General features: G+C 61.1%; 19 protein-coding genes. 11 read left to right on the top strand and 8 right to left on the bottom strand.

Annotated elements, in window-relative coordinates; genetic code table 11:
- The first annotated feature begins 197 nt into the window (after positions 1–197).
- Entirely contained in the window at positions 198–2,588 is a 2,391-nt protein-coding gene (locus Q6D67_RS01760) for a DNA/RNA helicase domain-containing protein (protein ID WP_304703794.1), read from the top strand.
- Between the two features lie 249 nt (positions 2,589–2,837).
- Here the strand turns inward: Q6D67_RS01760 and Q6D67_RS01755 are convergent, their stop codons facing one another.
- The 4 genes from Q6D67_RS01755 to Q6D67_RS01740 all read right to left on the bottom strand — a co-directional run bounded on the left by Q6D67_RS01755 (position 2,838) and on the right by Q6D67_RS01740 (position 4,657).
- Entirely contained in the window at positions 2,838–3,233 is a 396-nt protein-coding gene (locus Q6D67_RS01755) for a type II toxin-antitoxin system VapC family toxin (RefSeq protein ID WP_304703802.1), read from the bottom strand.
- Positions 3,234–3,235: 2 nt separating this feature from the next.
- Positions 3,236–3,472 (bottom strand): type II toxin-antitoxin system Phd/YefM family antitoxin, encoded by a 237-nt coding sequence (locus Q6D67_RS01750; RefSeq protein WP_304703793.1) that lies wholly within the window; start codon positions 3,470–3,472, stop codon positions 3,236–3,238.
- A gap of 121 nt (positions 3,473–3,593) precedes the next feature.
- A complete protein-coding gene (locus Q6D67_RS01745) occupies positions 3,594–4,208 on the bottom strand; it encodes a zeta toxin family protein (protein ID WP_304703792.1) in 615 nt (204 codons plus the stop codon).
- A complete protein-coding gene (locus Q6D67_RS01740) occupies positions 4,205–4,657 on the bottom strand; it encodes a hypothetical protein (RefSeq protein ID WP_304703791.1) in 453 nt (150 codons plus the stop codon). Before Q6D67_RS01740 ends, Q6D67_RS01745 begins: the two co-directional genes overlap by 4 nt.
- A 277-nt stretch (positions 4,658–4,934) precedes the next feature.
- On the opposite strand from Q6D67_RS01740, the gene Q6D67_RS01735 reads away from it, so the two are divergent.
- Together Q6D67_RS01735 and Q6D67_RS01730 are read left to right on the top strand one after the other, a co-directional pair.
- Positions 4,935–5,582 carry a sulfotransferase family protein gene (locus Q6D67_RS01735; protein ID WP_304703790.1) on the top strand — a complete coding sequence of 216 codons (648 nt, stop codon included), beginning with the start codon at positions 4,935–4,937 and terminating at the stop codon, positions 5,580–5,582.
- Between the two features lie 229 nt (positions 5,583–5,811).
- Positions 5,812–7,974 (top strand): EAL domain-containing protein, encoded by a 2,163-nt coding sequence (locus Q6D67_RS01730; protein WP_304703789.1) that lies wholly within the window; start codon positions 5,812–5,814, stop codon positions 7,972–7,974.
- 6 nt (positions 7,975–7,980) lie between these two features.
- On the opposite strand, the gene Q6D67_RS01725 is transcribed toward Q6D67_RS01730, so the two are convergent.
- Positions 7,981–10,071, bottom strand: coding sequence for a sensor domain-containing diguanylate cyclase (locus Q6D67_RS01725; RefSeq protein ID WP_304703788.1), 2,091 nt, complete (start codon positions 10,069–10,071; stop codon positions 7,981–7,983).
- On the bottom strand, positions 10,061–10,660 hold the full coding sequence (locus Q6D67_RS01720; protein WP_304703787.1) for a biliverdin-producing heme oxygenase: 600 nt from the start codon (positions 10,658–10,660) through the stop codon (positions 10,061–10,063). The genes Q6D67_RS01725 and Q6D67_RS01720 overlap by 11 nt, the downstream gene beginning before the upstream one ends.
- 196 nt (positions 10,661–10,856) lie before the next feature.
- Here Q6D67_RS01720 and Q6D67_RS01715 point away from each other — a divergent pair, with 196 nt between their 5' ends.
- From Q6D67_RS01715 to thpR, 7 genes are all read left to right on the top strand, one after another.
- Complete coding sequence (locus Q6D67_RS01715) at positions 10,857–11,762, top strand: AEC family transporter (protein ID WP_304703786.1); 906 nt, start codon at positions 10,857–10,859, stop codon at positions 11,760–11,762.
- Positions 11,763–11,768: 6 nt separating this feature from the next.
- Positions 11,769–12,503: a DUF429 domain-containing protein gene (locus tag Q6D67_RS01710; protein ID WP_304703785.1), complete on the top strand. Its 735-nt coding sequence runs from the start codon at positions 11,769–11,771 to the stop codon at positions 12,501–12,503.
- Between the two features lie 47 nt (positions 12,504–12,550).
- Positions 12,551–12,703 (top strand): DUF3096 domain-containing protein, encoded by a 153-nt coding sequence (locus Q6D67_RS01705; protein ID WP_304703784.1) that lies wholly within the window; start codon positions 12,551–12,553, stop codon positions 12,701–12,703.
- A 13-nt stretch (positions 12,704–12,716) separates the two neighbouring features.
- On the top strand, positions 12,717–14,141 hold the full coding sequence (locus tag Q6D67_RS01700) for a M48 family metalloprotease (protein ID WP_304703783.1): 1,425 nt from the start codon (positions 12,717–12,719) through the stop codon (positions 14,139–14,141).
- Positions 14,142–14,232: 91 nt separating this feature from the next.
- A complete protein-coding gene (locus Q6D67_RS01695) occupies positions 14,233–15,597 on the top strand; it encodes a serine/threonine-protein kinase (protein ID WP_304703782.1) in 1,365 nt (454 codons plus the stop codon).
- A 16-nt stretch (positions 15,598–15,613) separates the two neighbouring features.
- On the top strand, positions 15,614–16,408 hold the full coding sequence (locus tag Q6D67_RS01690; RefSeq protein WP_304703781.1) for a crotonase/enoyl-CoA hydratase family protein: 795 nt from the start codon (positions 15,614–15,616) through the stop codon (positions 16,406–16,408).
- Between the two features lie 6 nt (positions 16,409–16,414).
- Positions 16,415–16,942 (top strand): RNA 2',3'-cyclic phosphodiesterase, encoded by a 528-nt coding sequence (gene thpR / locus Q6D67_RS01685; RefSeq protein ID WP_304703780.1) that lies wholly within the window; start codon positions 16,415–16,417, stop codon positions 16,940–16,942.
- Here thpR and Q6D67_RS01680 read toward each other — a convergent pair.
- The gene (locus tag Q6D67_RS01680; protein WP_304703779.1) at positions 16,939–17,814 is read right to left on the bottom strand and encodes an SDR family NAD(P)-dependent oxidoreductase; all 876 of its coding nucleotides are present in this window, start codon (positions 17,812–17,814) and stop codon (positions 16,939–16,941) included. The genes thpR and Q6D67_RS01680 overlap by 4 nt on opposite strands.
- A gap of 161 nt (positions 17,815–17,975) precedes the next feature.
- On the opposite strand from Q6D67_RS01680, the gene Q6D67_RS01675 reads away from it, so the two are divergent.
- Positions 17,976–19,460 (top strand): amidohydrolase family protein, encoded by a 1,485-nt coding sequence (locus Q6D67_RS01675; RefSeq protein ID WP_304703778.1) that lies wholly within the window; start codon positions 17,976–17,978, stop codon positions 19,458–19,460.
- Between the two features lie 7 nt (positions 19,461–19,467).
- Here the strand turns inward: Q6D67_RS01675 and mmsB are convergent, their stop codons facing one another.
- Complete coding sequence (gene mmsB, locus Q6D67_RS01670; RefSeq protein ID WP_304703777.1) at positions 19,468–20,358, bottom strand: 3-hydroxyisobutyrate dehydrogenase; 891 nt, start codon at positions 20,356–20,358, stop codon at positions 19,468–19,470.
- Between the last annotated feature and the right edge of the window lie 15 nt (positions 20,359–20,373).

Here is a 20,373-nt window from a genome sequence, read left to right as displayed (position 1 = left end):
GAGGTAACAGAATCAAACCAGGCCGCCGCTTGATTCAGGCCCTTGAACACCAGATTTGACAATAACTCCTTTCTATGCCCGCCGTGGCAGGGACATGAGCTTAAGGTGATGTTATGGCAGCCAATAGTGTGCATAATTGCTCGGAGTGCGCCCATGACAAACCATAAGCACATGTTTATAAAGGAAATCCTTAAGGAATGTTGGTCTACAGCGCCACCAAGCAGCAGTTCATCGACGATGTTCGAGCCAACGTCATCACCGACGCCATCGAGAACGAGGTGGCCCGCAGGCTGCACCGCAACTCGCCGCGCAATGAGGTGACTTCCTGGGAAAATTCCCTTCGCTTCATGATGAGCGTTCTGCTCGATGAGGGTATTCCCGCATCGGCGGGCGTGGCCATCGAGTACAACATTCCGCTGACTAATCGCCGCGTCGATTTCATCCTGACCGGCAAGAACCACCAGCGGGAGGATTCAGCAGTCATCGTTGAGCTGAAACAGTGGCAGTCCGTCGAGGTGACACAAAAAGACGCCATCGTGCGCACCCAATTGGGCAAAGGAGTACGCGAGACCCCCCATCCGTCGTATCAAGCATGGTCCTATGGCGCGCTGATCGAGGATTACAACGAGACGGTGCGCTCTGAATCTATCCGCCTGGTGCCCTGCGCCTACCTGCACAACATGAAGCGGGCGGATGCCATCAATGATCCATTCTACGAGCACCATACGCGCCGTGCACCGGTGTTCATCTCGCGGGATGCCTTGAAACTCTCGGTATTTCTCAGCCAGCACATCAAGTATGGCGACAGTAACGACATCATGTATCGCATCGAGCATGGTGTGATCAAGCCGAGCAAGAACCTGGCGGATGCCCTGGCATCTATGATGCAGGGCAATGCCGAGTTCCTGATGATCGACGAGCAGAAGCTCGTCTATGAAACCGCGATCGATCTGGCCCATCGCGCAAGCAACGGTAACAAGCAGTGCCTGATCGTCAAGGGCGGGCCTGGCACCGGCAAGTCGGTAGTGGCCATCAATCTGCTGGTGGAACTGACCAGGCGCGAGATGATGACGCAGTACGTGTCGCGCAACTCGGCCCCACGCGAGGTCTTTAAGAAGAAGTTGACCGGCACGCGCAGGAAGACCCACATCGACAACCTGTTCAAGGGCTCGGGCAGCTACGTTAATGCCGAGCCCGATACTTTCCATGCCCTGATCGTGGACGAGGCGCACCGACTGAACGAAAAATCCGGCATGTACCAGAACCTCGGTGAGAGCCAGATTAAGGAGGTGATCGCCGCGTCACGCTTCTCGATCTTCTTCATCGATGAGGCGCAGCGCGTGACGCTGAAGGATGTGGGGACAGTCGAGGAGATCAGGCAACAGGCAGCGGACTGCAGAGCCGACGTCCAGGAACTCGAGCTGGAGTCGCAGTTTCGCTGCAACGGTTCGGATGGTTATCTGGCATGGCTCGATCATGCCCTCCAGGTTCGCACCACGGCCAACACTGATCTGGCTGACATCGATTACGACTTCCAGGTGTTCGATGACCCGAGCGCCCTGCGCCGGGCGATTCTCGAGAAGAACCGCAAGGCCAACAAGGCACGCATGGTGGCGGGCTACTGCTGGCCCTGGGCGAGCAAGAAGGACAAGCAGGCCATGGACATCGTCTTCCCCGAGTATGGCTTCGCGGCCCAGTGGAACCTCGATGACGACGGTATGTTGTGGGCCATCGCCGAGGAATCCGTCGAGCAGGTCGGCTGCATCCACACCTGCCAGGGTCTCGAATTCGACTACGTCGGCGTCATCATCGGAGACGACTTCGTGATTCGTGACGGCCGCGTAATGACAGATGCGGGGAAGCGCGCAGGGCAGGATCGTTCCGTGCATGGCTACAAGAAAATGTTCAAGGAACAGCCTGATCATGCCCATGCTTTGGCCGACCAGATCATCAAGAACACCTATCGCACGCTCATGACGCGTGGCCAGAAGGGCTGCTACGTCTACGCCACAGACCCCGAGACCCGAGCGTACTTCGCAGCCTTCGTTCCCTCTCAAGTTGCCGCCGAGCGACTTGACGCGACTGAAAACGCCTTGGTGCTTGATGGCTTGCAACTTCCAATCGTAACGCGTGACGAGGCAGCTCCGTTCGAGCGCCATGTGCCCGTGTACGACTTGAGCATAGCCGCGGGCGAGTTCAGCGCGATGCAGATCGCCGAAGCCAGGCATTGGGTCGAGCTGCCGGATTTCATGCGGGCGAGCCCAGGCCTGTTCGTCAGCCGGGTAGTTGGGGAGTCGATGAACCGGCGCATTCCCAATGGCGCCTGGTGTCTGTTTCGTGCAAACCCAGGCGGCACACGGCAAGGCAAGATCGTCGTGGTGCAGCATCGAACCATCGAGGACCCGGACCACGGTGGCAGCTTCACGATCAAGCTGTATCAGAGCGAGAAAGTCGAGGCGTACGGCGAGTTTGTGAACCAGCGTATCGTGCTCAAGCCCCAGACCAACGCCTTCGGCTATAAGGACATCGTTCTCGAGGATGAGCTTGAGGACCTTACGATCATCGGCGAATTCCTGTCCGTGCTGTAAGGGCATGGATGCGCAACTAGTAGCCTTGCGTGACGAAATCGCCGTTGTTCAGCTCTATCTGATTCGCTGGCTGGCAAGCTTGAAGTGGATATCGAGTCGGCATGTTGGGCGGTATTCAACCGGCACCCTGCCACAGGAGGCCGGCGCGTTAGTGATCAGGGCGATCGAAGCCGGTATCGCCTCGATGCAGGAAGATAAACAGACTCAGAAACACGTTTCCGCGGAAACGCGACTTTGCGGAAACGGGGGTCACCAAATGGATCGGACGTGTTTGTAGTCCCTGATTTTCTTGTCTGCCGTAATGAGGGGCACATTCAGGTGCCTGGCCAGAGCTACAATCATCCTGTCCGCCGGGTCCTTGTGGAATTCGCCGGGCAGGCGCGTCGACTCAACCGCGGTGGCGTTGTCAACCGGAACAAAGCGGACACCTTCAACGTCTGCAGCTGCTTCGAGCCAGTCATCAACACTCATGGTTAGCGTCAAACGATTCAGATTGACCAACATTCCGATCTCCCATGCCGAGATCGCCGATACCAGTACTGCGCCGCTGCTCTCTTGCAGCTCTCTCTCGATTGCCGCGCCGGCATTTTCCGAAAGCTCGCTGTGGCCACTCAACCACCACAGCAAAGAGTGGGTATCGAGCACGATCAAGGCAGGACCTTCCATTCATCCTCGGCGACCGGCAGGGTTGGGTCCATGAACTCGACAATGCTGCCTTTGAGCTTTTCTTGCGGGGAACGTGGATCTGAGCGATAGCGGCGAATTTCAACTGTTGGCTGCCCCCGGTCGGTAACCACCACTACCCGCCCCGAAGCCTCCACTTGTCGGAAATACTCTAGCGCCTTTGCTTTGAACTGGGACTTGGTGACTTGCTCTTGCTCCATCTTCTCTCTCATATAGTCATGGACCATGGTCACAACTGTACTGTTTGAATGTGACTATAGCAAGTGGTCATCGACGGGAACCGGCCGGGCTGGGGTGGGGTTCATACCACCTGGTACCCGATCAACTGACCGGTTTCAATGCTCGCGTCATTGCCACGCTGGCCAGCGGCTTGGCCCAGCCAGGCATCGGGTCCACTGGCAGGCTGGCAAACTGATCACCATGGAGGGAAAACAGGCACACCGGATCGGGACCTGCTCCCGTGTCTTCGGCCGAGTTATCAAATACGCGCACGGCAGCGCAGCGCGGGATCAACCCCATCAGATTGTGAATCGCACCGATCCAGCGCTCACGGATTTTGGCTTCGGGGATTGCGTGACCACCGCGACTGACGCGGGCCGCCACTCTTGCGATGTGCAGTTCGGGCGATGCCAGCCCCATGAAAAAGAGCCGAACGTCCTCTCCCTGGTCGATCGCGTCGTGCAGCGTCTGACAGATGGTGTTGCCGCCAAGAGTGGTTTCAAAGGTGTAATCCCGCCGCTCGTCGATGGCCCGCAGCAACTGCTCGTAGCCCATTTGCCAGGCCCGGACGTTCGCTTCCGCCTCGGAAGCATCTTCTTCCAGCAGGGTGCGGGCCACCTCATCGGGGTTGAAATAGTCACCACCGGCCTGACGCACACTGGCTCCGGCGATGGAGCTCTTGCCGGCACCGTTCACCCCGGCGATCACCGTGATCACGCGGACTCTGTCTTACCCGGCCGGTAGGATTGCCGCAGCTCTTCGCCCGTCGCCGAGAACAGGGCATCCGCGGCGCGGCGGGAGGCCGGTGAGCTGATGCGCTGGTAGAGCGCTTCGTACTTATCGCTTGCCCGAGCGATCTCTTGTTCTTTCATCTGGTCTACCAGCTGGGCACACAATGCCTTCATCCTTACCATCTCTTCGTAATGGTCCACACTGACCACCACTGCAGCATCGCGCTTGCGCAACTGCAGGCGCAGCACACCCTCGCCTTCGTTTATTTCTGCCAGCGAGGCCTCTATCTGCCGGCCGAAGTCACGGCCGCCCTTGCTGCTCAGCGTCGCGGCCGGTGCCAGCCAGGCAAGTCTCTGCATCAACCGCCGCGTCTGGGCGACCAACCCACGTTTCGCGGCCCCATGCTCCGGTTTCTTCACGGCATCACTTTCCATAACTGGCTTCCTCGTTCAATCACCACATTGACGATTATAATGCAAAGTGGCCCTAGTGGCACTTATGCCACTTGCATGTGACTGAGGGTCGTCGGCGGGCCTGAAGCCCCTCAACCTGCCGTCCGGGGCGACGGGACACCTCCGGCACCAGTCACCTCCGGCACCTGTGGCGTGCAAGTACAGGCAGGTGACTCGCAGGGACGATGCCGAAACGGCTGACAAGGACGCCACATGGTCTACAATCTGTAACGGCCCAATTATTCGCAGGTAGCGTGAGATGGCACTGGACATTATCGGGGCAGGCTTCGGCCGAACTGGCACCATGTCGCTGAAAGCGGCACTGGAGGAATTGGGTTACCCCTGTTATCACATGGTGGAATGCTTCCCCAAAGGGCCTGCGCACTGGAAACTGTGGGAACAGGCTGGCGCCGCTGCAGCGGATTGGGATGCGATTTTCGAGGGCTTTACCGCAACAGTCGATTTCCCCGCCTGCACCAGCTATGCCGCACTGGCTGAATACTACCCCGACGCAAAAGTCGTGCTTACAGTGCGGGATCCGGAGAAGTGGTTTGCCTCAGTCCAGAGCACCATCTTTGGAAAGGAATGGATAGAGTTCCTGCCCGGCACTGAAGCAGGTGCCTACATGAAGACGACAATCAATGATTATTTTGATGGCCGGATGCATGATCATGATCACCTTGTTCGTCGATTCAATGAACATGTTGCCGATGTCAGGGAAACCATTGAGCCGAAGCGGCTGCTGATCTTCGAAGTAGCCGATGGGTGGGAGCCACTCTGCGAGTTTCTGGAACTGCCCGCCCCCAAGGAGGCGTTCCCGCACGTCAATGATACCGAGGCTGTACAAGGTCTTATCAGAGCCATCATGGACAATGGATTCCAGGAGGTGCTTGGCTACCAAGGTTAGCTTGGTCGTCTTCGAGGTGAAGGCGGGCATGCCGACAGTCGCAGCAACACGTTCCCGCGGCAGCGTCGGCAGCAGTTTCGAACGTGCTTGCGCGGCTGACAGCCCCGCGTATAGTGGCCACCAAGAGTATTCCATTGAATGGGCGCCACCTTTCCTCGGTTAGTGGCTCCGAACTACGGTCGGCCCCTGGTCAGCTTCCCGTCTTGACTTGAGGGGGAGCGCAAAAAGGGTGGCTGTAATCATTGACGTAGATCTTCCAGACCTCGATTGGCGTTCCACGTTTTTACACGCCTCGGCGCCAGCGGCGATACTCGACCGGGAAATGGTCATCGTCGCCTGTAACCGGACCTATGAGGAGGCCAGCGGTAAAAGCCGTGAGGAAGTTCTCGGGCGTGCTTTCTTCGACCTGTTCCCAGGGCTGAACCCCGAGCAACAGGCACCCTTCAAAGCCTCCTGTGACTATGTCTGGACCCACGGTAGCGCCCACAGCATTGAACTGGTCGCCTACCACCTGGATGAAAGCCGAAGCTACTGGTCTGTAGTAAACACACCGTTGCTGGACGTAAACGGGGAGGTCCGCTACCTGCTCACCCAGCCCACCAATGTCACCGAGCTTACCCGCTTCCGCCATGCCCTGAATCCGTCACCGGGGATGGCGATGGATTCAGCGGCGGAGGCAGCGGGGCGGCCGCTACAGTTTCAGGAGGTGCAACAGATACTGTCAGCCCAGCGGCGCAGGCTGGAGCAATTGTTTCAGCAGGCGCCCGGCTTCGTCTGCATATTGAGTGGCCCCCGGCATGTCTACGATATGGCCAACGATGCTTATTACCAACTCGTCGGTCACCGCGAGATCATTGGCTATGATGTTGCCACCGTATTGCCGGAGGTAGTGCCCCAGGGCTTTCTCGACAAGCTGAACAAGGTCTATGACACCGGTATCCCCTTTATCGGCAGGGCTGTCCGGATTGACCTCCAGCGTACCCCGGGTGGCGACCTGGAGACAGCGTTTATCGACCTCATATACCAGCCAATTCACGATGAAACAGACCGAATCAAGGGCATTTTTGTGCAGGGCCACGACGTCACGGAAACCCACCGGCTTTCCCAGGAGGTCGCTTATCAGGCAGCACACGACCCGCTGACCGGCCTGGCCAACCGCAGGATGCTGGATGGCATTGATGAGGAGCTTGAGCAGGTTGGCAGCCATGTACTGTTATACCTGGATCTGGACCATTTCAAGATCGTCAATGATCGCTGCGGCCACCATGCGGGTGACGAACTACTGTGCCAGGTGGCCGAGATTCTGAAGGGAAGAACGCGTCCGGACGACCTGCTGGCCCGCGTGGGAGGTGACGAGTTTGTTATCCTGCTGAAGGACTGCACAGAGTATGTAGCGCTGGAAATCGCCAACCAGTTGCGCCACGCAGTTCAGGAGCTGATTTTTGTCTGGAACGACCGTCGCTATGGCATCACCCTCAGTGCCGGGCTGGTTGTTTTCGGTCGCCATGATGACACCCAAGTTACCCGGGCGTTGAGCCTGGCGGATTCGGCGTGCTTCCTGGCCAAGGAGAAAGGTCGCAACCGGGTTCAGATCAGCAAGCCCGACGATCAGGAGATCCGGCAGCAGCAGGCCGACATGGACTGGGCCTCGCGTATCAAAGAGGCCATCGCCGATAAAAACGTGGTGTTATGGGGCCAGAAAATCGTGTCGCTTGCCGGAAACGACGGCGAGTTGTGTATCGAGCTCCTGGCGCGCTTGATTGATGATACGGGCCAAACCATCCCGCCCGGCGCATTCATTCCGGCAGCCGAGCGCTTCGGAATTGTCGAGCAACTGGATTACCATATCGTCGACATGGCATTCGAATTACTTGATTCACACCCCATGAGCGTCACGTCGCCGTTGCTGTTCGTCAACCTCTCTGGTTCGACCCTTAGCGGCCAGGACTTTTCCGCCGCTATCAGTCGTATCGCCAGCAACTATCCTGGGGTCTCGCCCGGCAGCATATGCTTCGAAGTAACCGAGACATCCGCCATAACCAACCTGGCGCGTACCGCTGAAGCCATGCAGCATCTGGTAGATGCCGGCTTCAGCTTTGCGCTGGACGATTTCGGCAGCGGCATGTCGTCCTTTAGTTACCTGGAGAGACTGCCGGTTGCCTATGTGAAAATTGATGGCGAGTTCATCAAGAACATGGATGCCCACATTGCCGGTGAGGCCATCGTTGAGGCCGTGACCAAAGTGGCCAGGGCCATGGGTATCACCACTATTGCGGAGTGCGTGGAACGCTTGGAGCAGGTCCCCCTGCTCCAGAGCCTGGGAGTCAACATGGGTCAGGGTTTTGGCATTCACCTGCCTGAACCGGTCAACGCCCTCTTGGTGCGGAAATAGCCAAGGCTAATCCTGGCCACTTGCGGCAACAACCCGATTACGGCCAGTTTCCTTCGCTCGATACATAGCGCCATCGGCACGCACCAACAAGCTTTTGAGACTATCCCCCGGCAGCCACTCGGCAACACCCAGGCTCACCGTCACCGGGTCCCGCAAGCCAAAATCCGTGGCCTCTACCCGGGCCCGCAGTCGCTCGGCAAATTCGGTGGCTCCGTCGAGGTCCGTGTAAGGCGCCAGCACCAGGAACTCCTCACCGCCCCAACGGCCCAACTGGTCTCCCTCTCGCAAGCAGCTTTTCAAGCTGCTCACTAGCGTTTTTAAAATCCTGTCTCCCTCTTCATGTCCGTAGGTGTCGTTCACCTTCTTGAAATGGTCGATGTCAAACAATACCAGGGAAAAAGCATGGCCATAGCGCTCGGCATTGGCCAGGGCTACCCGCACCAAGTGGTCGATTCGATAACGGTTTATTATCCCGGTTAGAGAATCGGTGGTGGCCAGCTCGTGCAAGTGTTTGTTGGCGCGCGCAAGCGCCTTCCGCTCCGTCTGCAAGCGTTCGTTCAAATGAGTCACCTCGTGCGCCGAAGCCAACACTGCCAGATCGTCGCCCAGGTCTCTGGCGGCCACCAACTCCTCCGGTTGCCACACGAGGCTTCTTCCCTGTACTTCTTCCCGCCACACGCTGAAGGATTGTCGCGGCGAAAGCCTGATTTCGTCACCCAGGCGTTCAAGTACTTTCTGCGGTTCCCCTGCCCAGTCGATAGTCTCCACCTCCTCCCGGCGAAAGAACAGCAGCCAGCCGCGGGTGGTGACATCTATCACCAGGGGCATGGCCAATACCCCACAGCAGCCACAGTCAATATCGCAGGCTCCAGGGTAGCCGGCCTCCTCCAGGTCGGTTGTCGACCAGGGGTTAAGCTCATGCCATCCTTCCGCCAGCCAAGCCGCCAAATCAACCAGTCGGTCCATGTCCGGGGCACAGCCATGTCGGGAAGTGTGGTCGCGATAAACCAGAGCGACTCCCTGCGCCTGAAACAAGCGCAGCCATTCGACCGCGTGTTTGGCGAGAATTTGCTCTGGTCCATGCTCCTGTACTTCACGCGCCAGGCTTATCCGGTTTTGATGGATTTCGTCCCGATACCGGGCTTCGGCCTCCGCTTTCAACAAAAACAGCCGCTGGGTGGCCACCCGCACCAGGATCGCTACACTAGCGCGTAGAGAAGGCGTCAGCACTGCTGCATCCCGCTTGTGACAGGCCAGCAGGCCCCAAAGCCCGGTGTTTGAGTGAATCGCCACGGACAGTGAAGTAGCAGTCCCCATGTTCCGCATATACTTCCGGTGCACGGGGGACACGGCGCGCAGGGCCCCGGAACTCAGGTCCAGAGGTTTGTCCCGGGGAGGCACCAGGGGTGCCGGGTCCTGGTAGGCATCCGCGATAAAACGCAGCTGGTTGACCGCGTACAGCGAGCGTACCTGAGGAGGAATATCACTGGCAGGGAAATGATGATTCAATAGAGAGGGCAGTCGCTCGTTATGACTTTCTGCCACCACACGACCATTCCAGTCTTCGTCAAATCGGTAAACCAGAGTACGATCGTGACCGGTAACCGCCCTCGCCGCGCCTACCAATTCATTCAACAGGGCTGCTTCCGTGTCGGCGCTGACCAAATTATTCAAGTATTCATTGACCAGCGATTGCCAGCGATAGCGAACTCCCTGCACGACGGGTTCCAACTCCACCACGACAGAATCGCCAGTCCGGTAGGCCGTCACATGAAACCGCCGGGTTCTATTCTCCACTTTGCGGCTCAACACCAACCCCGGGGGTAACTGATCACGGTCAGCAATCCCTTCACGCAAGCTGCCGTACACTCTCTTGCCCAGCAGCGCCTGGGGAGAGACCGACAGGCACTCCTGGACGGAAATGCCCAGGAAATCCTCGCTATTGGCACTCACCTGCTCAATACACTTGAGTTCCCGATCGAGACCTATCAACACACCAAATAGCTGGACGGCACCGGGGATATGGACCGGCTCCCCGTCACAGGCGGCGAGAGCCGATTCTATCTGGTCTTCGGAAAAAAGTGGTTTATCTACCATGGGTGAGACCCTGCCAGTGGTCAAAGTGGGTATGCAAAGCAGAAAAAGTCATGTTGGCCCCCGCAATAACGCTGTCAATTTCAGCTTGCCGATCGTGCGCCCAATCCGTGCCGAACCAGCGACGAAAAGCCGGCCAGGAATTGGCCCATCGCTGGTTGTGAAAAAAGCTGGCGCCTGAATCCTCACTCACACCCAGGGTGTGCGCCAGATGTTTGGCAATGAACTTGCCGCCCTGGGTAGAACCCTCTATCACATACAGCACCCCCGGAAGATTCGCTCCCCTGCCGCCCAGCTGTATTTCCACAGGGGGATGGATGAAACCGGCGGAGGCGCAGCCCAGCGCGCGACAATCATCGGCAAGCAGCGGGGCGCGGGGCAGATACTGATAATCCGGGCTTGGATGTCGGCGCAGAAGGGCCGCTGCGGCGGGAACCAGCTCCAGCTCCAGGGATTGGTAGAACGCCAACATGGCTTGCAGTACCTGGCCGTACTCCGCCCTGGTCAGCCGGCTGGACAGCAGCTGCTTCAGTAAAGGCTGAGTTTCCAGAGCCAGATGGGCTGGCCGGGTTTGCTCACGCAGTTGTTCCAATATTGATAAATCCATAACATCCCAAGGCGCGAACACATACGCACACAACCGCAGAAAAAACGAAAATGACCCTCAAGCCTAACCTACTTGCGGGAGCGCTGATACCTGTGTTGTTTGGCTAAAATCACAGTCCGTAATTGGTATACTAAGCAGCTACTCGAGTCATCGTCACCGCCTTGGACTTCACAACCCGAGCATGGACAACTTCTACCTGATACTGGCGTGCCTGGGCATCGGCCTGCTGCTGCGTCGCGCGCCCGGGATGCCCCCCGACAGCGCCGTCGCGCTCAACGGTTACGCGCTCAATGTGGCCTTGCCGGCAGTCATTCTCGCCAACGTACCGCTGCTGAACGTCTCCAGCGCGCTGCTGATTCCGGCACTGACGCCCTGGCTGCTGATGCTGCTGGTTATTGCCCTGCTGCTCACGCTCGCCCGATTGTTGCGCTGGTCCCGGGAACTCACCGGCGCACTGTTGATCGTGGTACCACTGGGTAATACCTCGTATCTCGGCTTTCCCCTGGTGCAGTCGTTCTTTGGCCAGGAGGCCATGCCCTACGCCGTGGTCTACGACCAGCTGGGCTCATTTATCGCGCTCGCCGTGTACGCGCCGGTCATTGCTGCGCTCTACGGCTCCGCGAAGGAGCGGCCAGCTGCGACAGCCATTCTGGCGCGGATATTTACCTTTCCTCCCTTTATCGCCCTCATCGCGGGACTGCTGCTGCGTGGGGTACAACTGCCGCCACTGGCGAATCAACTGGTGGACATGCTGGCCGCCACTCTCATACCGGTAGTGATGGTCGCGGTGGGCCTGCAGGTGACAGCGCGCTTCCAGCGTCGCGAAGTACTGCCGTTGACCGTCGCCCTGGGTATCAAGCTGCTGCTGATGCCCGCCTGCGCGTGGCTGCTTTGGCTGGCAATGGGACAGGCCGGGCTGGCGACCCGCGTTGCGGTTTTCCAGGCCGCCATGCCATCGATGATTTCGGCCGGCGCCATTGCCATTGGCGCGGGGCTGGCACCGCGGCTGGTAGCAGGAATAGTCGGGCTGGGGCTGATGTTGTCGTTCCTGAGCCTGCCGCTGTTGTATTGGCTGTTGACGCTCTAACCAGCCATGTCTCCCCGGCACCCCGATACCCCGCGCCATTTCGGCATCGATGGCTGCAAGGGCGGCTGGTTCTATGTCTGCCTGGCACACGGTGAACTCTCGGGCGCTATTGCCCCACACATCAGCGTGATTCTGGCGCAGGCTACCACCGCTGATGATATGTTTATCGATATACCCATTGGCCTGTCGCAATCTGGCCCCGGCGCACGGCTGTGCGATGCGGAGGCGCGGCGCCTGCTCGGCCCCCGGGCATCCAGCGTCTTCAACGCCCCCATCAGGGGTGTGCTCGGCCAGCAGAGCTACGCGCAAGCCAACCTGTTCAGCCGCGAGGTAACAGGCAAAGGCCTCAGCAAGCAGACCTGGAATATCTGCGGCAAGATTCGCGAGGTGGACAGCGTGCTGCGTACGGACGCGAAAGCCCGGAATATCCTCCGCGAGGCGCACCCCGAGCTGTGTTTCTTCGGCCTGGCGGGCGGCACGCCGATGCAACACAACAAGAAAACCGAGGCGGGTTTCGAAGAGCGCCTGGCACTGCTTGAGCGCCATTTGCCCGCAGCCGGAGGTTTCGTGGGGTCAACCCTCACCCGTTACCCGCGCTCCCGGTTGGCCAGGGACGACATACTGGACGCCACGGTATGCGCGCTGACGGCGTCAATGCGCGGGCGTTGGTGCAGCCTCCCGATCAGCGCCGAACGTGACGCCGAGGGTCTGGCGATGGAAATAGTGTACTGTCGACCATAAGGGGCTACACTCAGTTGCAGTTGCCACCAACCAGGGAGTTACACCTTATGGATCTGAGCCTCGCACTGACACCCGTTGTTTCATTGATTGCCGGTATTCTGATTTTCGTGTTCCCGCGCCTGTTGGCCAAGATTGTCGCGATCTACCTCATCGCCGTTGGTGTTATCGGACTGCTGGGGGCGGGCAACTTCCAATTCTGAGCAGGCAAAAAACATGAATCGTCTCGCCATTATCTTCCTTGTCCTGTCGCTTGCAGGCTGCGCAGTCAATCCCGTCACCGGCGACCGGCAGCTGGCTCTGGTTTCAGAGGCACAGGAAATCCAGATCGGGCGCGAAGTCGCCGGCTCTGCCGAGCAGCAGTTCGGCCTGGTCAAGGACGACGAGCTCCAGGCCTATATACAGCAGCTCGGCGACAAGATGGCAAGCGCGTCTGAACGGCCGGATCTGCCCTGGACTTTCAGGGTGGTCGACGAGCCGACCCCGAATGCGTTTGCTGCGCCGGGGGGATTCATTTACTTCACCCGTGGTCTGCTGGCCATGATGCGCAATGAAGCGGAACTGGTGACTGTTCTCGGTCACGAGATCGGCCATGTAACGGCGCGCCACTCGGTCACCATGATGAGCAGGTCACAGCTCGCCCAGCTCGGCATCGGCATCGGCTCCATCCTCAGCCCCACCGTGGCGCAGTTTGGCGACCTGGCGGCGAGCGGCCTGCAGTTACTGTTCCTGAAGTACGGCCGCGATGCCGAGCGACAAGCGGATGATCTCGGCTATCGCTATGCCCTGGAGCAGGGTTATGACGTGCGGGAGATGGTGAATGTCTTTGCCGCTTTGCAGAAATCAGCGGAGCTGGCGGGGCAGAGCCCGGTACCGAGTTGGATGGCTTCGCACCCGTACCCGGAAGAACGGATCCAGCGCATCAACCAGCAGCTTGCATCACTGCCACCGTCCACCGACCGCCGCATCGGCGAAGATGAATTTCTGCAGCGAATCGACGGGCTCGACTATGGCGACAATCCGCGCCAGGGGTTTTTCGATGGCAATCGTTTTTTGCATCCAGACCTCGCCTTCCGCCTTGATTTCCCCCAGGGCTGGCTCACACAGAATCAGTCCCGGGCCGTCGTAGCCGGCAGTCCGGAAGAGGACGCAATTATCCAGATGACGGTGGTCCCCGGCAGTCTGAAGGAAGCCGCCAACGCTTTCTTCAGCCAACAGGGAATGAAGGCAGGCAGAATCGGGTCGCAAAAAGTCAACGGCCTCCCCGCGATCTCAGGCAATTTCGAGATGCAAACCGAACAAGCCAAACTCGGCGGGGCTGTAACCTTCGTTGAACTGGAAGGCCGCACCTACAGGATACTGGGCTACACGCCTGCCCAGCAGCGCGCCAAATACGACAAGACCTTCCGTGCCAGCATGAACAGCTTCGCGCGTCTCACCAATGCCAAGGCTCTCAACAAGCAGCCGCTGCAGTTGTCCATTGTGCGGGTCCCGCGCAAGATGACGCTGGAGGCCTTCAACAAGTCCTACCCCTCCGCGATTCCAATTGAGGAGCTGGCCCTGATCAACCAGCTGCAAGGACCAGGGGACACAATGCCGGCGAACTTCCGCGCCAAGCGAGTTACCGAGGCAGGAACCTGACTGGCTGGATGTCCCTCTTCGAGTAGCATCTCCCCGCACCCTGAGGCATGCTGGCGCCTGACTGCATAACAACAGGAAGGCCACGCCACTCATGGATAACGACGCCGATCAGGCGACCGAAGTCAGCCAGGAGCCCGGGGGGGAAACGCCAGCAGACACCGCGGATCTCGCTACCGGACATATCCTCAACCGGCGGTTTGTCATTGAGGCAGTACTCGGTCGCGGGGGCATGGGCGTGGTTTACCGGGCCCTGGACCTGCGCAAACAGGAAGCCGGTGACAGCGAACCCCATGTCGCCCTGAAGGTCTTGTCCGGGCGCTTCCGCCACGACCCACGCATGGCCACAGCACTCCAACGCGAGGCCCGCAAGGCCCAGCGCCTGGCGCATCCGAACATCACCACCGTCTATGATTTCGATCGCGACGAAGGTCTCGTGTACATCACCATGGAGGAGCTGAGCGGCCAGCCCCTGGATGAGCTGATTGCAGATCACCCCGAAGGTCTCAGCCGGGAACGGGTCGCGCTGATTATCCTGGGGGCGGCGCAGGGTCTGGCCTACGCTCATTCCAAAGGCGTGGTGCATGCAGACTTCAAGCCTTCCAATGTTTTCCTCACCGCGACGGGTGATACCCGTATCCTCGACTTTGGCATCGCCCGCGCGGCGCCCGCCGGCTGGCTCAACGACGCCGAAATCACACGCGAACCCGGTGAGGCCACCCGCTTTGTAACCGGCGAGCTGAGTGCCCTCACCCCCGGCTATGCCGCTCTGGAGATGTTTGCAGGCCTGGAGGCCCACCCGGCGGATGACGTCTACGCACTGGCTATCGTCAGCTACAAGCTGCTCACCGGGCGGCACCCCTACCAGGGATTACCGGCCCCCGAAGCGCGGAAACGCAACCTGGTGCCAAAGCGCCCGCCGGGACTGCGTCGGCACCAGTGGCGCACGTTGCGCCGCGGTCTGGCCTTCCAGCGCGAACAGCGCCCTGGGGACGCGGGCGAGTTCCTGCGCGGCTGGAAGGGACGCCGTGGCCTGTTCTGGCTCGCCGCAAGTGCCGCCCTGGTGAGTCTACTGGCGCTGGGCTACATCGGCTGGGAGATTGCGGATGCGCGCCTGCGCCAGGCACCGGCTGTCGCCTTCGACGCCCTGCCCAAGGAAACCCGCCGCGCTGTCGAGCACCTGATGGGTGACGCCGTGGTGGCGCGCCGGGCCGGGCAACAGGAGGAGGCCCTGCTCATCTACGAAGAGGCCTATCAGCTGCACCCGCGCAGTCGTTGGATAACCGATGAGATGGAGGAGGTCTTCGATACCCTGGTGGATGCGCACCTGGCCGACCCGCAGGCCAGCGTCGCAGACAAGAGCGCCCTCCTGCAGCGCCTGAAGGCTGTCATCGACCGCGACCACTTTCTCGGCAGCCGGGAGGAACTGTTGGAGCTGCGGGAGCGATTGCTGGAGTGATGTTGAGGAGCCCTACATGAGCACAGAGGCAGTCATCGTCGACATCGCAGGCCCGGTCTGCACCATCACCCTTAACCGCCCGGAAAAGCGCAACGCCGTTGATCGCCCCACCGCGGATTCGCTGCGCGCGGCTTTCGAGCAATTCGAGCACGATGACAACCTGCGGGTGGCCGTACTCCGCGGTGCCGGCGGCAACTTTTGCGCCGGCGCCGACCTGACCGCGATGCATGATCCGGCCCTGCGCAATGAGGTGGATCCGGAGGGTGTGGGGCCCGGACCCATGGGGCCGAGCCGGATGCAGCTTTCCAAGCCGGTGATTGCAGCGATTGAAGGTTATGCGGTCGCCGGCGGACTGGAACTGGCGCTACTCTGCGACCTGCGAGTGGCGGCGGACTCCGCTGTATTTGGCGTGTTCTGCCGACGCTGGGGCGTACCCCTGATCGACGGCGGGACGGTGCGCCTGCCGCGGGTAGTCGGCCAGGGCCGGGCCCTGGACATGATCCTCACCGGGCGCCCGGTCGCCGCCGCCGAAGCGCTGCAGATGGGCCTGGCCAATCGCGTGGTAGCGGACGGTACCGCGCGCGCAGCCGCCGAGGCGCTGGCGGCCGAAATCGCCGCCTTCCCGCAGCAATGCATGCTGGCGGACCGGGCTTCGGCTCTGGCGCAGTGGGACCTGGACCTGGCCGCGGCACTGCAGAACGAGGGGCGGCAGGGCTACCCGGTGGTCTTCGCCGAAGCCATTGCCGGTGCCGAAAGGTTTGCCGGCGGTGCCGGACGCCACGGAAAATTCGAGGCCCCCCGGGGAGGATGAATCTGCATGCGTATTTTTTTCGGACTTGAAACCGACAGCGACACCCGCCGGGCGCTGGCCGACTGGCGCGACCGTTACGGCATCGCCGCTGGCCGCGCGGTGCCCGCGGCCAACTTCCATATTACCCTGGCCTTCATTGGCGAGGTAGACAACCGGAGGCTGGACACACTCTGCCGGGCCGTTGATGCACTGGAGCCGGGCCCGCATGGCGGCGCCGGGAAAATATTACTGGATCAGGTGGGATACTGGCCCAAACCCGGCATCTACTGGGCGGGGCCGTCGCAGCCGGCGCCGGAGCTTGCGGCACTGGCCCGCAAGCTGCAGCATGTGGGCGGAATGGTTGGCGCCAGGTTGGAGAAGAGGCCCTTCGCCCCCCATGTGACGCTGTACCGGGGCTGTACCGAACCACCGCCTGCGCCAGCGGTCCTGCCGGCCATTACCCTGGCCTACGCCCACTTCACCTTGTTTGAATCACAATTGGGACGCCAGGGCGCCAGCTACCAGGCGCTGGAACACTGGCAGCTGGAGCCCTAAAGCTGTGGCACTTCCGCCTCGTCGATGGGCAGCTCGGCGCGGCCAATGCGTTCTGCCCGCTGCTGCAGGGTCTGCGCCGCGTCCTCCAGTCCGATCATGATCACGAAGCGCTGCTCACGGATACCCTGCAGGCAGTACTGGGCCAGTTCGTCCAGATCCTGGAACTGGAGTTCCCAACCGGCGCTGGCCGCCGCCTCCTTGAACTGCTCGATGGTCGGCGCCGGCACCGCGGGCTGCTCCCGCGCGAGGGTCGACGGGCGGTTGCGATCCGTAGTCCAGATGCCGGTATCCAGCAGTCCGCCGGAGGGGTAGAACACCGAGGCGCCCAGGGCCGTGCCCTGGGACTGCAACTGCGCCGCCAGGCACTCGGTCAGGCAGGACACCGCCGCCTTGCTGGAGGCGTACACCGACTGGTAGGGCAGCGCGGAGATGCCACCATCCCCGGAGGAGGTGTTGATGACGTAGCCCGGCTCGCCGGAGGCGATCATCCGTGGCACGAATGCCTGGATGCCGTGCACTACCCCCAGCACGTTGACCCCGTGCACCCACTTCCAGTCATTGGGCGTGGTCTCCCAGATATTGGCCGAAGGCGCGGCGACGCCGGCATTGTTGAACAGCAGGTGGCAACGGCCGTGGCGCTCGAACACCTGGTCAGCCAGACTATTGACCGAATCCGCGTCCGCCACGTCTGTGACCACGCCGTGGATATCACCCAGCGCGGCAAACTCTGCGGTAACGCGGTCCAATGCGGACTGCTCGACATCCGCCATCACCACGTGGGCGCCTTCCTGCAACAGGGCCTTGACCAGGGCGCGGCCAATGCCGCTGGCGCCGCCGGTTACCACGGCCACTGTATCGGAGAAATTCTGCATGAGATCGCTACCTTCTGTTATTGGAGTGGCAACAGTATCCGCACCCGCGCGCGGCTTGCCCAGCCCGGAGCGGCATTAGCGCCAGCCAGTTCAAGTTACGCGACTCCCGGCAATGAACTAACATAGGGACTCAACAATGACCAGAACGAGGACTCACCACCATGGCCAGGACAATGCAGCAGGACCCTGATGGCATCCGCTTGCCGATCAAGCTGGACACTACCTCCAACGGGGAGTTCATGCCCATCCCGCTGGACGCCATTCATCACCACGCCAATCGCCTGGCGCTGGAGAATGCCGACCGCAGCGCGCGCCGCCGGGGCGTCGACCGTCGTTCGTTCCTGGTCAGCGCCTGCGGTGCCGCCAGCACCCTGCTCGCCTTCAACAGCGCCTATGCCGCCAGCGGCGAACGCGGCGGCTATTTCGAGCTGGACCCGGAGGCGGCCCTGGACCCCGAGCTGGCAGCCGCGGGCGTCGAGGGCAACGAGTTTATCTTCGACGTGCAGGGCCACTTCGTGAACCCGACCGGCGCCTGGACCCAAAAGCTGCCGGAGGACGCCCGCCCCCTGTCCGGCCTCCCCAATGCCAGTTGCGAGGCGGGTGAAGGGTCGGGCCGCGATCGGTCCGGGCGGGCTTACCTGGACTGCTTCAACTCGGAGCAGTTCGTGCAGGATGTGTTCATGGATTCCGACACCGACCTGATGGTGCTGTCCTTCGTGCCCTCGCGCGCGGACGCGGAGCCACTCACGATCGAGGAAGCGGCGGCCACGGCGGAAATCGTCGAGCGGATGAACGGCAGCCACCGCCTGCTGCTGCACGGCCGGGTCAATCCCAACCAGCCCGGTGACCTGGACGCCATGGACGAACTGGCGCAACACTGGGGCGTCAGCGCCTGGAAGACCTATACGCAGTGGGGCCCGGAGGGCAAGGGCTACTGGCTGGACGACGAGGACACCGGCATTCCCTTTCTCGACAAGGCACGCAAGCTGGGCGTGAAGATCGTCGCGATACACAAGGGCCTGCCCTTCGGCCCGGAGTCCTACGAACACTCCACCTGCGCCGATATCGGCCGGGTCGCCAAACTGTACCCGGACTTGAGCTTCCTGGTGTACCACTCGGGCTATGTGGCGGGGACCGCCGAGGGGCCCTACGACCCGAACCGGGAGGATGGTATCGACGCCCTGGTAACGTCGCTGCGGGACAACGGCATCGCCCCCAACAGCAATGTCTATGCAGAGCTGGGGAGCACCTGGCGCTACCTGATGCGGGATCCGGACAGCGCCGCCCACAGCCTGGGCAAGCTGCTGAGCTACGTGGGGGAGGACAACGTGCTCTGGGGCACCGACTCGATCTGGTACGGCTCGCCACAGGACCAGATTCAGGCCTTCCGCAGCTTCCAGATCGCGGACAAGCTGCAGCAGCTATACGGCTACCCGAAGATGACGGCGGCGCTGCGCGCCAAGGTATTCGGGCTCAACGCGCTCAAGCCCTACGGCCAGCAGGTGGCGGATCTAATGCCCCGCTTCGGCCTGGATACGGTGGCCGCCCTGCGCAGCGACTACCGCGCGCAACCCGACCCGCATTTTCGCACCTACGGCCCGAAGAACCGGCGCGAGTTCCTCAACCTGATGCGCTGGGGAGCCTGAAGCACGCTCAGGATTTGGCCGCCAGCTTCTGCATCACGCTGGAGAAATCCTGCTGGCCCATGCCGTCTTCCTGCAGCTGGGTGTACAACTGCCGGGCCAGCTTGCCCATGCGGTTGTCCACCCCGCTGTGCTCGGCAATAGCCATCGCCAGGCCCAGGTCCTTGGCCATCAGGTCGACCATGAATCCGGGCTTGTAATCGTTGCTGGCGGGCGCCTTTTCCATCACCCCGGGGTAGGGGTTGTAGACTTCCAGCGACCAGTTGCGGCCGGAGCTGGCGAGCATGATCTCGGACAGAACCTTTGGGTCCAGGCCGTTGCGCACGCCCATTTCCAGCGCCTCACAGGTGCCGATCATGTGGATCGCCAGGAGCATGTTGTTGCAGCCCTTGGCCACCTGGCCCGCACCCGCGGTTCCGGCGTGAAAGATGTTCTTGCCCATATCGGCGAGGATGATCTTCGCTTTCTCGAAGGTGGCAGCTTCACCACCGCACATGAACGCCAGGGTGCCCGCCGCGGCCGCGGCAACGCCGCCGGAGACCGGCGCGTCCATGAAGCCGATACCCAGGTCCGCCGCGGCCTTGCCAACCTCACGCGAGGTGGGGGCGTCGATGGTGCTGCAGTCGAGCACGGTGGTACCGCTGCCAAGCTGTGCCAGCAGGCCGTCGTCACCCAGATAAACGCCGGCCACGTGCTTGCCCGCGGGCAGCATGGAGATCACGTACTCGGCGCCAACCACCGCATCACTGGCGGAGGCTGCGACCGTGGCTCCAGCGTCCGCGAGCTGCTGGCAGGCAGCCTCGGAGAGATCAAACACCTGTACGGTATGGCCGGCCTTGACCAGATTGCTGGCCATGGGGCCGCCCATGTTGCCGAGGCCGATAAACGCGACTTGCGCCATGATGGAAAACTCCTG

This window comes from Haliea sp. E1-2-M8 (genome assembly GCF_030649675.1).
Classification (GTDB): Bacteria; Pseudomonadota; Gammaproteobacteria; order Pseudomonadales; family Halieaceae; genus Haliea.
The sequence above is the reverse complement of the archived record's forward strand: the minus strand, read 5'-3'. Positions and strand labels throughout refer to the sequence as shown.